Genomic DNA, 14,824 nt, shown 5'->3' with positions numbered 1-14,824 from the left:
ATTCTCACACGAAAGAAAGCTGTTCTTCATTCAGCCGCAACGCTTCCAGAAATACCCGGCTAAATACCAGGATTGCGCAGCCTACGATCAGCGAGCGCACCGACTCGCTATTGACGCCATAATAAAGGATAAACAGCATTTTTTCATCGGCGGTCAATACCATCACCTGCAGCAGACCGGCTAACGACGGGAACAACACATCGACGATCAGCAAGATGCCAATGATCTGCAACAGCACCATATTGTTGCGATGCCACACGTTGCCGCGGAAGAATTGATAAAACAGCCCGGCGCCGCACAGCAGCGCGCTGTAATAGGGCAAATAACCGAGCATGTCGATAACCAGCGTGGCGAACAGCGCCCAGCGTTGCTGCGGGATCGCGTAGGCGAGTAGCTCCGGGTAATATTCCCGGTAAGAGGCGACGATATCGCGATAGGCTACGCCCTGCAGCCAGTCCCGCACGATGATGAACATCTCAACGCCGGTGCTGACGATCAGCATCGCCATAATGAGCAAACACAGACAACGCACATACAGCGGCAGATGGATCCTTGGCGCAGCGCCCATAATTTTCTATCCCTTAATCAACAGCAATAAATTATCGTAAAACGATAATTTATTGCTGTCAATGATCAAGTGGACTGATGAGTCAGGCGGTGGTCGCCAACGCGCGCACAATAAAAAAGGCCGGGCTAACCCGACCTTGTTTGACCGCTCGACGCGCTTAGACCAGTTCGATCACATCGAAGTTGGCTTCGCCGCTCAGATCGGCATCGTAATCAACGCCCTGCAGACCGAAGCCGAACAGGCGCAGGAATTCCGCCTTGTAGCCCTGGTAATCGGTCAGTTCGTTGATGTTGCTGTCGTTCAGCTGCTTCCAGATTTCACGGCAGGTTTCCTGCACTTCGTCACGCAGTTCCCAGTCATCCAGGCGCAGACGGTGTTTCTCGTCGGTATCCGGCGCCGCACCGCTGTACAGCTTGGTGGCGAACAGACGCTGGATCTGCTCGATGCAGCCTTCGTGAATGCCCTGCTCCTTCATGATCTTGAACACGATGGAGATATACAGCGGCATCACCGGAATGGCGGAAGAAGCCTGCGTCACCACCGACTTGAGCACCGCAACGTAAGCCGCGCCGCCTTTGGCCTGCAGCTTCTGGTTGATGGCGTGCGCCGCGCGATCCAGATCTTCTTTCGCCTTGCCCAGCGTACCGTGCCAATAGATTGGCCAGGTCAGATCGGTACCGATGTAGGAGTAAGCGACAGACTGCGCGTTATCCGCCAGCACGCCCGCTTCGTCCAGCGCGTCCATCCACAGCTGCCAGTCCTGGCCGCCCATCACCTTCACGGTGTCGGCGATTTCTTGCTCGTTGGCCGGCTCGACCACGGCCTCAACCAGCACGTCTTTGTTGGTGTCCAGCGCGACGGATTTGTACGGCTCGCCGATCGGCTTCAGTGCGGAACGCACCACTTCGCCCGTTTCCGGCATCTTACGCACCGGCGAAGCCAGCGAGTAAACCACCAGGTCAACCTGACCCAGGTCTTTCTTGATCAGATCGATAACGGTCTGACGGCACTCGTTGGAAAATGCGTCGCCGTTGATGCTTTTCGCGTACAGGCCTTCTTCTTTAGCTGCCTTGTCGAAACCGGCGGAGTTGTACCAACCGGCGGAACCGGTTTTGCCTTCGCTGCCAGGCTTCTCGAAAAATACGCCGATGGTGGCCGCACCGCTGCCGAAAGCGGCATTGATGCGCGAGGCCAGACCGTAACCGGTGGATGCACCAATGACCAGCACCTTTTTAGGCCCGTTTTTCAGTTCGCCGCGCGACTTAACGTAAGCGATTTGCTCACGGACGTTGGCTTCACAGCCTGCCGGGTGAGCGGTGGTGCAGATAAAACCACGAATTTTAGGTTTGATAATCATAGTAATTTTTTCTTGGTAGCTAAAAACCGAAGGACAATATACCTGATTTTCTCGATATACTTAAGAAAGTGCGAAAACAAGCGCAGTGAACAGACCAGTTTAGTCGAGGGATCAGGGTTGCCCAACTCCGCATCGTGATGCCTCCACGCGCCACGCTTCGCACCCTCAGCGCGTTCAAGCCTTCCCTCTTAAAATCAGCAAAAGTTGATCATGCTTCTGGCGTTGCGTTATGGTGTGGCTGTTTTTCGGTCGAAATCCAGGGAGGAACAAAGAAAAATGGATAATCCACTGTTACTAAAGGAACGTTTAAATACCTACTCGCAAACGATGGCTCGTCAACAAGGACGTATGCTTTTAGAACTCTCAGAACGCGTTAATAGGGACTTTTTAAAAGATCGGACAGTCGGTAATGCCTTCAGACATGAGATGCACTGCTTTGTGAATGATAAATTGCAAAAATGCCAACAAGTAGGTGAAGCGGCGAATGTTGCAATGAGAGAAATGAAGCAAGAATATCAATCGCTTTCTGAGCAAGAGCGCTTATTGCGAACTGACGCCGTGACGCCTTATGCCGTAATGAGAAAGAAAGTCAATCATGACGCCGTAGTGACCTACGTGTTAGCCGGCGTTGGCTTCCTCTCGGGAATAGCACAAATTTTACTCGGCGTGGGCTTGGATTGGACTGGCGTCGGTGCCATTCCAGGAACGTTACTTTTAATCAATGGCATCAATAATGTCTACGAAAACGGTTATACGCTATTATTTGGCAAGAATACTATTGGTCCAGGCCGAATGATGTACCGCTCTGCGGCTTCAACACTAGGCTATTCTCATTCCGCAGCAGACATGGCGTTAGGTGGCGTAGACTTACTGTTATCAGGCTATGGTTTACTAAAACTGTCGCTGAAACCCGAAGCCTGGCGATTATTTCGTTACATCAATACAGACTATATTCGCGGTTGGAGGAACATGGGAAGAACCAGCTTGATGCTTGAAGGTGGCGCAGATGTCTCAACCCTTAATTCCATTTATAAAGGCAGCCAGGAACAGTGATGGAACCAACTTTATATTATATTTTTTCTACTCTCGCTGCCGCGGCCTGTCTGGCCGTGAAATACGTCTTCAGACCGTCTCTGGGGTCCAAGGGTTATGTCGTTCTGGTTACGATATGCTTTTTAATCCTTTGCTGGCAATTTACCCTTTTTGCCAACGGCAACACGATGTTTATTGCTGACTCTGAAACATGGGCCAAAGAAAATTGGCCTCTACGCTACTGTGCGCTGGGGTTTGCTCTTGCACATGCCTTCGCCACTTTCGAATCCTCCAAAAGAAAGAAAAAAGACAAACTTTCCTGAAAACGTCACCACCAAATGAAACGCCATTTGGTGGTGACAAGGTAGATCCATTACGCTTTGTTCTTTTCCAACTGCTCGATCAGCGTGTAACGCAGCGATGAGGCGTCGGCCGGTACGTTCTCCACCGGGGTGACGCGCACTTTCAGCCGATACTGATAGCCCGGTTCGAAGGTGAAACCCTCGATGCCGGTATAGAACAACTCCCACGGCTGATGCGCGGAGCGGCGCACCTGCATGCACTTCATCGGGCCGACGCCCACGCAGTCCACCAGCGCGCTGTTGACCAACAACACTTCCGTTTGGCCGCCTTTCTCGTTTGCGGGCTGATTCATCGAGGTTCCCTCCTGGCTGCAGCCGGCCAGCGCGGCCAACGCAACAAATAACAACGCTTTAATTTTCAATGTACTGCACCAATAGTCATCCAGGGGCGCCATGCTAACAAATTAACCGGCTCAAGAGAACGGATAGCGATACGGATCCACACGCCCAAAATATCATTTCTCGGTGCTCTATCAGTCTGGAAAATATCGCAAAATAAACCCCCTGTTCTTATCCGAACCGGTAATTACCCCCGCTATTTTTTCTGTTAAAAACAGCTGGCTTGCGCAAGCTTTACTGAATTTAACTGAATCGATAAAGAGGGAATTTTATGCAAGAGATCGATGCCAAACACTTTCACCTGATCGCCGGCGCCGGTAACTTTGCCGACAACCGCGGCAGCAATGGCCGCGTCAACAACAACGGCGGCAACAAGAACGGGGGCGGGTCATCCAATCAGGGATTCTACGGCAAGCACACCTCGCCGGATTGCGTTAACGGCGTGATCACCGGTTCTCTGGGCGGCCTTGGCGGCCTGGCGGTGGGCGCGCTCAACGGCGGCTGCTTCAAGGAAGGCAGCAAAGGCGGCGGCAACGTCGGTATGGGGAAAGGCGGCAACAAAAACAGCGGCAGCAACTGCAATAGCAATAAAGGCGGCAATACCTGTTCGCGCTAAGCGGTTTTAATTAATCAAAGCCCCGGCTGAACCTCTCCGTTCGGTCGGTGCTTTCCGTATTTTTGGTGATAACCATGTTTAAACTGTTTCGTACCTTATGCCTGCTGCTCGGCTTCTGGATCGCCACCCTGCTGCTCAGCGGCGCGGGGGTCTCCTTTACCCACGGCTACGCCGCGCCTAAAAATCTGTCGCATTTCGTCGTCTCGCTGGTGGTGGTCGGCGCCATCCTGCTGTGGACCCATAAATTGCTGCGGTTCTTTTTTGCCGAAAAATTTGAGAAGAAACCGCGCTAAGCCGTGTTCTTATTGGGGGCGCCGCCCGCAACGATAAAACCGGCATCGCGAATCGCCGCCTTAACCTGCCTGGCGTCCATCACGGCCGTTTTCACATAGCCAAAAAAGGCCACCCGTGCGCTGGGCAAACGGATTGGCGTCGCCAGTTGGGCCATAAGATCACGATTGCGCTGCGCCATCAGCTCGGCGCGCGCATGCCAAAACGCGGTGGCATCGGCGCGTGTTTCAGTGGCGCTGTCGAACCGAGAGGCCAACTCGCTGAGCGCCTCCCACTCCGCCAACAGGGCGGCGACCACTTCAGGATTAGCCACCTGCTCCCAGTCAGAGGGTAAGGCCCCCTCACGCCACGCCTCGAGATAGCCGGGCAACATCATCTTTAATTGACTCAGTTGCTCGTTCACTGCGGATTACCTTTTATAGCGCCTGATGCCGGGATATTTCCCATAATGACACTCTCGAAACCGTTGATGGGAGCAATGGCCGAAGCTTATCAGCGCCATAGATGACGTAATGACTTTTGGTGCGGCCAAATTAGCGATAGGTGCGGTTGGGGAGTGAGACAGGAGCACGGGTTGATGGCTGTGACGCGAAAAGAGAAACGGGGATTGTTGCTGGCGTCTTAGGTGAAATTTACTTATAAATCAATCACACAAAAAAAGACCGAATACGATTCCTATATTCGGTCTAGGGAAATGGCTCTTGGGAGAGAGCCGTGCGCTAAAAGTTGGCATTTAATGCAGGGCTTGTTCAGCCGTGCACTTTAAGAGTAGCCTACCGCGCCAGTTTTGCCAGCCGCCCGGCGGCCGCGTGATAGTTTCGTGACGAAATAACTATGCGGCAAATGCGCATCAATCTGCGCGCGCTGGGCAAGGCATTGGCAAACAAGCGGTTAGTCAGCACACAGCTTCTCGGCGCGTTCGATAAACGGCGCCATGCTCATTTTCTTCCCCGGTTCAGCGGGATCGTCCAGCAGGATCACGTCCAGCGGCTGTGCGCGCTGATGGCCCTTCTTCACCTGCTGCTCCGCCGCGTCGTTGAGCGGGTATTGCATCAGGGTGCTGTTATTCAGCACGAACAGCGCGCCGCCGCTGCGGCACTGCAGCGTCACCTCTTCCTTGGTGAACGCCCACTGTTTGCCGTACTCCAGTTTGGTGATGTTAACCAGTTTGTCTGCCGCCAGCGCGCCGGTCGCGGTTGCCAGCAGCGTAATGCCGAGTAATACCGATTTCATGTGATGGCCTTAAGGTTGCTATTCGCGTCGATTTTCCCGCAGCTTGCCGGCCTGCGGCAAGCTGAAATGTCAAACCGGCGCATAGGTTGCAAATAAACTGACCAGCAGCAGCACCGCCATCCCCAGCCCGACTTCGAGCCAGCACGCCAGCACCACCCCGCGCTGCGCCAGCGCCGGTACGCGGCTCATCGCCGGCACGATGGCGTAGCGATTGGCCAGCGCCACCATCACCATCAGCGCCACCAGCGCGGTTTTGATCAGCAGCAGGCGCTGATAAGGCGAGCTGAGATTAAGCGGCCAACCGCCGAGTATGATCAGGCTGTTGACGATGCCGGTAACAATCACCGCCGCCACCGCCAGGTGCCCCCAGCGCGAGAAACGGATCAGCGTGGTAATGGCGTCGCTGCGCCATTGCGGCGGCTGTAGGTAGCGCAGGCAGACCAGCAGCGGCGCCAGGCTGCCGAACCAGTAACCGGCGGCCAGCAGGTGCGCCGCATGGTTGGCGCGGTGCAGCGCGCCCAGCGCGCCTTCGTGCATCGCCGCGTGGCCGATGAACGCCAGGCTCACCAGCAGCAGCGCTGAGCACAGCGCCAACGCCTGCGCGCGCGGCCGTTTCGGCAGCAGCAGGCTCAGGATCGCTAGCAGCGACAGGCCCAGATGCCAGCGCCACACTTCGCCGAAGGTGGTGCCGAGCACCGCCCACCAAACCTCCAGCCGCCAGGCGTCTTGCCAACCGTCGCCCATCTGCCCGGCCTGAATGGCCAGCAGCGCCACGGCGGAAAGCCCGGCAATCCAGGTGCCGGCAAGCAGCAGCGGACGCACATCGCGGGAGAGGATCGGGGAAAGGCGCTGCGGTGCCAATAAGGCGGTGAACAGACTGATGCCAAACATCAGCATCACCGCCGCAAAGTGCACCAAGCGACACAGAACGAACAGAGTCGCCAGACTCACGATCAGTTTACGGTGAAGCTGTACTGGCCTTTGGTTTTATGCCCGTCGACCGACACCACATGCCAGCTGACGTTGTATTTGCCCGCGCTCAGCTCGCTTTCGATCGGCACGTTGACCTGGGTGTTGTTGTTCGGATCGAGCTGCAGCTTGCCGGTTTTCACCACGGCGTTATCCGGGCCGGTGATTTTCACGCCGCTGAAGTTCGGCTCGATGCCTTCGGAGAAGCTGAGAGTCAGCGCCTTCGGCGCCGGGCTGACGCTGGCGTCGGCCTTCGGCGTTTCCACTTTCAGGTGAGCGTGCGCCAACGCTTGCTGTGAAGACAAGCCAACGAACAGGACGAAAACGGTGGAAAGCAGGCGACAGGAGGAACGAATTTTACCGATCACAGTGGTATCCCTTAACAATATAAAGAGGGTCATAAGGGTTAAGGCCACAGCCAAGGCGATGTATCAGCGGCCCCAACCCACCGCAAATGATTGCGCCACGGGTAAACAGAAAAACGGGTTGTATCGGCTAACCCGCTGTTTTGACTCTACCATCCCTGTAGCGTATCGCGGTAAATCATAACGAGCACGCCTCAGCAAGTCGAGCGCATCACTGGCATTTTGCGATCCGGCAGCACGTATCGCCGCATAACCGCGATAAACGCAGGGTAAAAAAAACCGCGCGTCGGGTTTGCCCCGCGCGCGGTTTTTCAATGTTCAGTCAGGGATCAGGCCTGGCCGTTGCCGCCCTGGCCCATCGCGCCCATTTTCTTCAGGTCTTTGTCGATGAAGAACAGGCCTTTGCCGCTGGTGCCCACCAGCGCCAGCTTATCCAGCACGGATTTGAACAGTTTCTCTTCTTCGTGCTGCTCCGCCACGTACCATTGCAGGAAGTTGAAGGTGGAGTAATCGTGCGAGGACATTGCCGCGTGCGCCAGCTCGTTGATCTGACGGGTGATCAGCTTCTCGTGTTCGTAGGTCTGCTCGAACACGTCCGCCAGCGACTCAAACGCCACCGGCGGGGCCGCGATGGTGCCCAGCAGCGGCAGAGAGCCGGTGTCGCTCAGGTAGTCGAACAGACGTTGCATATGCTGCATCTCTTCCTGAGAGTGCTCTTTAAGAAATGCGGCGGCGCCTTCAAAGCCTTTGTCGCTGCACCATGCGCTCATCTGCAGATACAGGTTGGCGGAGTAGAACTCCAGATTCAGTTGCTCATTCAGCTTTTGAGTCATTTCTTGCGTCAGCATAATCATTCCTTTTATTTTGCAGGTCATGAATTTAATTTCCGCGCATTATGCCCTGTCGCCGTAAAAATAAAAACACCTTATTTACATTCAAACCAAATCAATTACAAAAACAAATTATATCAATAAGTTAAAATATCATGGAGTTATTGGTAATTAACATGAGAATTATTTAGATATTTTATTTTAATCATAAAGCGAATCATTCTTATTTAAAAGAATAAATAGATTGCATTACTCTTGGATAAATATCGCCCGCCGCCGCGGCGCAACGGGCTTGCCAAGCGCCGCCGGGTGGATTACCTTCTGCGCAGATTCAATGCGGCAAAGTAAGGAGCATAAGGTGGGTTACAATCTGGCCGAGTTGTCCAAAGAAGAAATGGACAGGGTGAATGTGGATCTCGCCGCCTCAGGCGTGGCGTACAAAGAGCGTTACAACATGCCGGTGATCCCGGAAGTGGTGGAGCGCGAGCAGCCGGAGCCGCTGCGCGACTATTTTCGCGAGCGCGTGGCGCACTACCGCGCGGAATCCCACAAGTTTTCGCGTCTGCCTTACGAACCGAAGGCCAAATAACAAAACCCGCCGTTACGGCGGGTTTTTCGTGTCACTTGCCGGCGAATCGGTCGGTGGCGATCATCAGCTGGTGCAAAATGCCCGGTTCATCAAACGAATGCCCCGCCCCTTCCACGATATGCAGCTCCGCCTCCGGCCAGGCCTTGGCCAGATCCCAGGCGTTCTGCACCTGGCAGGCCATGTCATAGCGGCCGTGGACGATTACCGCCGGGATATGGCGGATCAGCGGCACGTTGCGCAGCAGTTGGTCATCGCTCTCCAGGAACCCCAAATGCGTAAAGTAGTGGTTTTCAATGCGGGCGAACGCCAGCGCGAAATCATCCTCGCCGAACGAAGCGGATTCACGGCTTGGCAACAGCGTCACCGTTTCCCCTTCCCACACGCTCCACAGTTTGGCCGCTTCGAGCTGCACCTGCGGATCGGCTGAAGTCAGCCGCTGCCGATAGGCGGCAATCACGTCTTTGCGCTCGTCATCCGACAGAATGGACAGCACGCGCTCCCACTTGTCCGGGAAGAAGCGCGAAGCGCCGTCCTGGTAATACCAATGCAGCTCCTGCTTGCGCAGGGTAAAGATACCGCGCAGCACCATTTCACTGACGCGCGCCGGGTGGGTCTGCGCATAGGCGAGCGCCAACGTAGATCCCCAGGAGCCGCCGAACACCAGCCACTGCTCGACGCCGGCCATTTCGCGCAGCCGCTCGATATCGGCCACCAAATGCCAGGTGGTGTTGTTGTCCAGACTGGCGTGCGGACGGGAGCGGCCACAGCCGCGCTGATCGAACAGCAGCACCTTGTAGCACTCGGGATCGAACAGCTGGCGATGATGCGCAGAGATGCCGCCGCCCGGCCCGCCATGAATGAAGACCGCCGGTTTACCGTTCGGGTTGCCGCTCAGCTCCCAGTAGATCCGGTGGCCATCCCCAGTGTCCAGCCAACCGCTGTCGTATGCCGCTAACGGCGGGTACAAACCTCGTAATTGTTCCATGGCGCTTTCCGTCTCTCTGTGAGTCATGCTTTCATCAAAGCGGAAGCCGCCCGGCAGGTCAACGGTAAAACCTGAAAACTCGAACGCGCGCCGGGAACTCGGCGCGCGTTTGCTCAAAATCGCAACGACCCGCCTGCAAAATGCCCACAGGCCCGATCAGTTCACGCCTTGTTACGCCTACACGCCTTTACGCATATGCGGCTCGCGCATCTCCTGTGCCGTTTTCGCCTCGATGCTCAGCTCCGCCGTCGGGCGCAACATCAGGCGTGCCAAGCCGATGGGTTCGCCGGTTTCCCGGCAGTAGCCGTATTCGCCGTTCTGCAACCGCGCCAGCGCCGCATCGATTTTCGGCAGCAGGCGGCTTTCGCGATCCAACTGGCGGAACAACAGGCGCAGTTCTTCTTCGCGCGCCGCCTTGTCGGCTTCATCGCCCGTCGCTTCGCCGCTGTCGATCGCCTTCTTCAGCTCATCGATGTGCAACAGCAGTTTTTGCCGCTCATCCTGCAGCAGCTGGCGGAAAAAAGCCCGTTGAACCGAGTTCATGTAATCAGAATCCGGCATGGCCAGCAGTTGCTGCGCATCCGGTAATGTCATCACTGTCATTGCGTTCTCCGAACCCTAAAAGTGTAATATTATAACATAATAATTATTTTAAGCACCCGGTCATCCAAAAACAAAATTTCACGTGCAAACAGCCGGTTACATACTACTTGCACTTTGTCGCTTGCATCCTGTCGGCTTTAGGCGGTTAATGGCTGAGCAAGCCACCCAATCATAGGTAACGAGAGGCCATCATGAGTAAGGGAATGGATAGCAAAAAAAATGCGAAGAAGAAGCCGTTGAAAACCCCAGCCGAGAAACGTGCGGAGAAACGCGCCAAAAAAGCGCATCCGTCTGGTGAGTAAGCGTCCTTCCATCCGTCATTAAACCCGCCAAGGCGGGTTTTTTATTGCCTCACAGGAGAGATGGCCAATGTCCTGCTTTACCCTCGCCGCCGCCCAATACCCCGCCGCTGCGGCCGATATCGCCTGCAACCTTGAACGTCACCTTGAATTTGTCGCGCAGGCAGCCCAACAGCAGGTGCAACTGCTGGTGTTTCCCGAACTGTCGCTAAGCGGCTATGAGTTGGCCAATGCTGCCGAACTGGCGCTGACGCTGGGCGATCCCCGCCTGCAACCGCTCAGTGCAGCGGCGCAATCGCGGCAGATGACGATCATCGTCGGCGCGCCTTTGCACAGTGGCCAGGCGCTGCATATCGCCGCCTTGATCTTTCACCCCAACGGCACGGTGGCCGCCTATACCAAACAGCATCTGCACGGCGCGGAACAGCAACGGTTCTTGCCCGGTAATGGCGGCACGCTGCTGGAAATACATCGGCAACGCATCGCGCTGGCTATCTGCGCCGACACCTCGCAACCCGGCCACGCAAGCGCCGCCGCGCTGGCGGGTGCGCAGATTTATGCCGCCGGCGTGCTGGTATCTGAAGCCGGTTACGCGAAAGACAGCGACGCGCTGGCAGGCTATGCCCGTCGTTATGGCATGGTCACGCTGATGGCCAACCATGCGGCGCCGACCGGAGGCTGGATCCCGGCAGGCCGCAGCGCCATCTGGGATGAAACGGGAGCGCTTTTGGTTGCCGCGCCGGATGACGCCCCTGGTCTTATCATCGCCGACAAGACCCGCGACGGTTGGCACGGCCGCCTGTGCCGGTTAAGCTGAAACCTGACGGCAACGCGGAGGAAAGCATGACGTTACGCGTAATAGATACCGAGACCTGCGGGCTGGACGGCGGCGTGGTGGAAGTGGCCTCCCTCGATCTGCTCGACGGCCAATTGACCAACCCGATGAGCGACCTGATCAGCCCGGACCGCCCCATCAGCCTCGACGCGATGGCGATTCATCACATCACCGAACAGATGGTGGAAGGCAAACCGCGCATTGCGGTGGCGATCGGCCGCTATCAGGGCAGCCCCTACTATGTGGCGCACAACGCCGCCTTTGATCGCGGGGTGTTGCCGGAGATGAACGGCGCCTGGATCTGCACCCTCAAGCTGGCGCGCACGCTGTATCCGGACATCAAGTACGGCAACCAGTATCTGCGCTACGCGCTGAATCTGGACGTGCAGCTGCCGGCAGACGCCACGCTGTACCCGCACCGCGCGCTGTATGACTGCTACGTCACCGCCGCGCTGCTGCAACGCATCATCAAGGATTCGGGCTGGACGCCGGAGCAAATGGTGCAGATCACCGAACAGCCGGTGCTGCTGAAGAAGTTCAAGTTCGGCAAGTATCGCGGGCAGGAGATCGACCGCATCGCCCAGGAAGATCCTGGCTATCTGCGCTGGATGCTGAAATCCATCGACGATCTGAGCCCGGACATGAAACACACGCTGAAATACTATCTGATTGGCTAACACAGCGGGCGGCGCAGGCCGCCCGCCGCACGCCGTTATTCCGCCAGCGCCAGAATGAAGGCGTACTCCAGCGCAATATCCTCATAGGCCTTGAAGCGGCCGGATTTGCCGCCGTGGCCGGCATCCATGTCGGTATACAGCAGCAGCTGCCGATCGTCGGTTTTCAGCTCGCGCAGCTTGGCCACCCACTTGGCCGGCTCCCAATACTGCACCTGCGAATCGTGCAGGCCGGTGGTCACCAGCAGATGCGGGTACTCCTGCGCTTTCACCTGATCGTACGGGCTGTACTGCTTGATGTAGTCGTAATAGGCCTGCTCGTTCGGGTTGCCCCACTCGTCGTATTCGCCGGTGGTCAGCGGAATGGACTCATCCAGCATGGTGGTCACCACGTCGACGAACGGCACCTGCGCCACCACGCCGTGGAACAGCTGCGGCGCCTGGTTGATCACCGCGCCCATCAGCAGGCCGCCCGCGCTGCCGCCCATCGCGAACACTCGCTTGCCATCACCGTACCCCTGGGCGACCAGCGTTTCGGTCACGTCGATAAAGTCGTTGAAGGTGTTCTGCTTGTTGAACAACTTGCCGTCTTCATACCACAGCTGCCCCAGCTCGCCGCCGCCGCGAATGTGCGCCAGCGCGAACACGAAACCGCGATCCAGCAGGCTCAGGCGGCTGGCGCTGAACGCCGGATCCATGCTGCTGCCGTAAGAGCCGTAGCCATACACCATCAGCGGGTTGGCGCCGCGCTGGAAGCTGTCCTGGCGATACACCAGCGAAACCGGCACCTCGACGCCGTCGCGCGCCTTCACCCACACCCGCTCGCTGCGGTAGTTGTCCGGCGTGAAATTCTTCACTTCCTGCTGTTTGAGCATCGTCCGCTCGCCGCTGTCCATGTTCAGCTCGTACAGCGTGGTCGGGGTGGTCATCGACGAATAGCCGTAGCGCAGCAGCGCGGTTTCCGGATCCGGGTTATACGCCAGCCAGGTGGTGTAGGTCGGATCGTCGAAGGCGATGCGCTTCTCTTCGCCGCTTTGCCAGTGGATCTGGCGCAGCAGCGTCAGGCCAGCATTGCGCTCTTCCACCACCAGCCAATCGCGGAACAGGCTGAAGCCCTCCAGCATCACGTCGGCGCGCGGGGCGATCAGCGTCTGCCACTGCGCTTCGTCCGCCTGCTCGCTTTGGTACAGGCCGAAGTTCTTGCCGTCCTTGTTGGAGCGGATATAGAAATGCTGGTGATAGTGATCGATGGCGTACTCGTGATCCTTGCGGCGCGGCACGAACAGCTGCGGCTTGGCATCCGCCCGATCGGCGTCCAGCAGCAGGATCTCCGAGGTGGTGGTGCTGCTCAGGTGGATCAGAATAAAGCGCTCGGAGGTGGTCTTCTCCAGCCCGACGTAGAAGGTATCGTCCTGCTCTTCGTAAATCAGCTCGTCCTGCTGCGGATCGCTGCCGACTACGTGGCGATAAACCTGATACGGCAACAGCGTCTTGGCGTGCTTGCGCACGTAGTACACCGTCGTGGAATCGTTGGCCCACTCGAAGCTGCCGGAGGTGTTTTCCAGCACTTCGTCGGCCCAGCTGCCGTCGGCCAGGTTCTTGAAACGAATGTCATACTGGCGGCGCGACAGGAAATCCTCCGCCACCCCCAGACGCTGATTGTCGGGGCTGACGTCCAGCCCGCCCAGGGTGTAAAACTCGTGGTTCTCGGCGCGTTGGTTGCCGTCGATAAGCACATCCCACTGCTCGCTCTCGGCCTGCGGCTGGCGCACATAAATCGCGTATTCGTTGCCCGGCTCGTAGCGCGTCTGATAGCGATAGCCGTGGCGCACGTAAGGCACCGAATGTTCCTGCTGCGGGATGCGCGCCACCATCTCTTCGTACAGGGCTTCGCGCAGCGCCTGCTGCGGCTTCAACATCGCATCGGTGTAGGCATTCTCCGCCTGCAGGTAGTCCAGCACCTGACGATCTGCGCGCTCATCGTCGCGCAGCCAGTAGTAGTCATCCACGCGCGTATCGCCGTGGATAGTGATGGGATAAGGCCGTTTTTCCGCTTTCGGTGGGGTCATCATTGCTAAATCATCCGCTTACATAGATTGCGGCAAGAGTGACACGATTCCCCCCGGCTTGCCAAGCGGCGCTATGCCAGCTCGCGCTTTTTCTCGTTGACGTCGCTCTCGATGCCCTGTTTGACGTCCGCCGGGATCTTCAGCGCCTGCGCCAGCGCATCAAGATAGCCGCGCTCCATAAAGTGATCGACGTCGATTACCAGGCAACTCAGGTAATAAACCTCCAGCGCCTCGTCTTCGTTTTGCACGCTGCGGGCGATTAACGCCGGGTTGAGCGGCTGGTCGAGCGCTTCCTGCACCCAGCCCTGCGCCTCTTCCCCCACCTGCAGCTGCGCCAGGCTGTGATCGATGGCGCGCTGCTCGTCGGCATCGATATGGCCGTCGCTTTTGGCGGCGAACACCAGCGCCTGCACTAAACGCTTGGCGCGCAGATCCACCGGCGTGGTTTGCAAACCGAACTGCGGTTCGTCCTGATGGGTCTCTTTCACCCGCTGCTTGTACTTGTTCCATAGCACCGCGCCCACCGCCGCGCTGCCGCCGATAATCAGCGCATTCTTGCCGAACTTACCCACCAGCTTGCGCGAAGATTTGTTGGCCAACAGCACGCCGACCAGGCCGCCCAGCGCCGTGGGCGCCAGCAGTTTGCCGATGCCTTCTGCCCCGCCCATCGCGCCGGCCTTCTGCCCGATCAACGTTTGAATCTGCTGCATCCAGTTACTTTTCATCATCTACCCCTTGCGTGAGAAAACGCGGCGCGCAGGCGCGGCCGAACCGACGGTAAACCGCCAGATTAGGGGATCTTTTGTCA

General features: G+C 57.2%; 19 protein-coding genes. 7 read left to right on the top strand and 12 right to left on the bottom strand.

Translation table 11 applies throughout. The annotated features are described in order from the left end of the window. Nucleotides 1-4 precede the first annotated feature (4 nt). Both ACJ8IP_RS01475 and fabV read right to left on the bottom strand, forming a co-directional pair. Nucleotides 5-568: a DUF2975 domain-containing protein gene (locus ACJ8IP_RS01475; RefSeq protein ID WP_033642723.1), complete on the bottom strand. Its 564-nt coding sequence runs from the start codon at nt 566-568 to the stop codon at nt 5-7. A gap of 157 nt (nt 569-725) precedes the next feature. Further along, nucleotides 726-1,925, bottom strand: coding sequence for an enoyl-ACP reductase FabV (gene fabV / locus ACJ8IP_RS01470; protein WP_033642722.1), 1,200 nt, complete (start codon nt 1,923-1,925; stop codon nt 726-728). Between the two features lie 276 nt (nt 1,926-2,201). On the opposite strand from fabV, the gene ACJ8IP_RS01465 reads away from it, so the two are divergent. Then, a complete protein-coding gene (locus tag ACJ8IP_RS01465; RefSeq protein WP_183907048.1) occupies nt 2,202-2,978 on the top strand; it encodes a DUF4225 domain-containing protein in 777 nt (258 codons plus the stop codon). After that, nucleotides 2,978-3,280 carry a hypothetical protein gene (locus ACJ8IP_RS01460; RefSeq protein WP_042784229.1) on the top strand — a complete coding sequence of 101 codons (303 nt, stop codon included), beginning with the start codon at nt 2,978-2,980 and terminating at the stop codon, nt 3,278-3,280. The genes ACJ8IP_RS01465 and ACJ8IP_RS01460 overlap by 1 nt, the downstream gene beginning before the upstream one ends. 50 nt (nt 3,281-3,330) lie before the next feature. On the opposite strand, the gene ACJ8IP_RS01455 is transcribed toward ACJ8IP_RS01460, so the two are convergent. Next, on the bottom strand, nt 3,331-3,681 hold the full coding sequence (locus tag ACJ8IP_RS01455; protein WP_273974339.1) for a DUF4377 domain-containing protein: 351 nt from the start codon (nt 3,679-3,681) through the stop codon (nt 3,331-3,333). Nucleotides 3,682-3,929: 248 nt separating this feature from the next. On the opposite strand from ACJ8IP_RS01455, the gene ACJ8IP_RS01450 reads away from it, so the two are divergent. Further along, on the top strand, nt 3,930-4,274 hold the full coding sequence (locus ACJ8IP_RS01450; protein WP_033642719.1) for a hypothetical protein: 345 nt from the start codon (nt 3,930-3,932) through the stop codon (nt 4,272-4,274). Nucleotides 4,275-4,348: 74 nt separating this feature from the next. Continuing rightward, entirely contained in the window at nt 4,349-4,567 is a 219-nt protein-coding gene (locus tag ACJ8IP_RS01445) for a hypothetical protein (protein WP_004940942.1), read from the top strand. On the opposite strand, the gene ACJ8IP_RS01440 is transcribed toward ACJ8IP_RS01445, so the two are convergent. The 5 genes from ACJ8IP_RS01440 to ftnA form a co-directional block, all read right to left on the bottom strand. Beyond that, complete coding sequence (locus ACJ8IP_RS01440; RefSeq protein WP_273974340.1) at nt 4,564-4,968, bottom strand: hypothetical protein; 405 nt, start codon at nt 4,966-4,968, stop codon at nt 4,564-4,566. The genes ACJ8IP_RS01445 and ACJ8IP_RS01440 overlap by 4 nt on opposite strands. Nucleotides 4,969-5,456: 488 nt before the next feature. Further along, nucleotides 5,457-5,798, bottom strand: coding sequence for a YebY family protein (locus tag ACJ8IP_RS01435; RefSeq protein WP_016928154.1), 342 nt, complete (start codon nt 5,796-5,798; stop codon nt 5,457-5,459). Between the two features lie 69 nt (nt 5,799-5,867). Further along, complete coding sequence (gene copD, locus ACJ8IP_RS01430) at nt 5,868-6,749, bottom strand: copper homeostasis membrane protein CopD (RefSeq protein WP_072627805.1); 882 nt, start codon at nt 6,747-6,749, stop codon at nt 5,868-5,870. A gap of 2 nt (nt 6,750-6,751) precedes the next feature. Then, nucleotides 6,752-7,168: a CopC domain-containing protein YobA gene (yobA, locus tag ACJ8IP_RS01425; RefSeq protein ID WP_042706245.1), complete on the bottom strand. Its 417-nt coding sequence runs from the start codon at nt 7,166-7,168 to the stop codon at nt 6,752-6,754. A 293-nt stretch (nt 7,169-7,461) separates the two neighbouring features. Beyond that, nucleotides 7,462-7,980 carry a non-heme ferritin gene (gene ftnA / locus ACJ8IP_RS01420; RefSeq protein ID WP_033642716.1) on the bottom strand — a complete coding sequence of 173 codons (519 nt, stop codon included), beginning with the start codon at nt 7,978-7,980 and terminating at the stop codon, nt 7,462-7,464. 340 nt (nt 7,981-8,320) lie between these two features. Here ftnA and ACJ8IP_RS01415 point away from each other — a divergent pair, with 340 nt between their 5' ends. Continuing rightward, nucleotides 8,321-8,551 (top strand): DNA polymerase III subunit theta, encoded by a 231-nt coding sequence (locus ACJ8IP_RS01415; protein WP_033642715.1) that lies wholly within the window; start codon nt 8,321-8,323, stop codon nt 8,549-8,551. A 31-nt stretch (nt 8,552-8,582) separates the two neighbouring features. Here ACJ8IP_RS01415 and pip read toward each other — a convergent pair whose 3' ends face one another. Further along, the gene (gene pip / locus ACJ8IP_RS01410; protein WP_164106080.1) at nt 8,583-9,536 is read right to left on the bottom strand and encodes a prolyl aminopeptidase; all 954 of its coding nucleotides are present in this window, start codon (nt 9,534-9,536) and stop codon (nt 8,583-8,585) included. A gap of 177 nt (nt 9,537-9,713) precedes the next feature. Continuing rightward, nucleotides 9,714-10,139 carry an RNA polymerase-binding protein DksA gene (gene dksA, locus ACJ8IP_RS01405; RefSeq protein WP_033652008.1) on the bottom strand — a complete coding sequence of 142 codons (426 nt, stop codon included), beginning with the start codon at nt 10,137-10,139 and terminating at the stop codon, nt 9,714-9,716. Nucleotides 10,140-10,508: 369 nt separating this feature from the next. On the opposite strand from dksA, the gene ACJ8IP_RS01400 reads away from it, so the two are divergent. Both ACJ8IP_RS01400 and exoX read left to right on the top strand, forming a co-directional pair. Next, a complete protein-coding gene (locus ACJ8IP_RS01400) occupies nt 10,509-11,255 on the top strand; it encodes a carbon-nitrogen hydrolase family protein (protein ID WP_273974364.1) in 747 nt (248 codons plus the stop codon). A gap of 26 nt (nt 11,256-11,281) precedes the next feature. After that, nucleotides 11,282-11,950, top strand: a complete 669-nt coding sequence (gene exoX / locus ACJ8IP_RS01395) for an exodeoxyribonuclease X (RefSeq protein WP_033644251.1) — start codon at nt 11,282-11,284, stop codon at nt 11,948-11,950. 35 nt (nt 11,951-11,985) lie between these two features. Here exoX and ACJ8IP_RS01390 read toward each other — a convergent pair whose 3' ends face one another. Both ACJ8IP_RS01390 and ACJ8IP_RS01385 read right to left on the bottom strand, forming a co-directional pair. After that, nucleotides 11,986-14,019, bottom strand: coding sequence for a S9 family peptidase (locus ACJ8IP_RS01390; RefSeq protein ID WP_273974365.1), 2,034 nt, complete (start codon nt 14,017-14,019; stop codon nt 11,986-11,988). A 68-nt stretch (nt 14,020-14,087) separates the two neighbouring features. Then, the gene (locus tag ACJ8IP_RS01385) at nt 14,088-14,741 is read right to left on the bottom strand and encodes a tellurite resistance TerB family protein (RefSeq protein WP_033642711.1); all 654 of its coding nucleotides are present in this window, start codon (nt 14,739-14,741) and stop codon (nt 14,088-14,090) included. Nucleotides 14,742-14,824: the final 83 nt, after the last annotated feature.

The sequence above is a fragment of the Serratia sp. CY52157 genome (assembly GCF_052168495.1).
Classification (GTDB): domain Bacteria; phylum Pseudomonadota; class Gammaproteobacteria; order Enterobacterales; family Enterobacteriaceae; genus Serratia; species Serratia ureilytica.
This window is presented reverse-complemented; position numbering and strand designations above follow the sequence as displayed.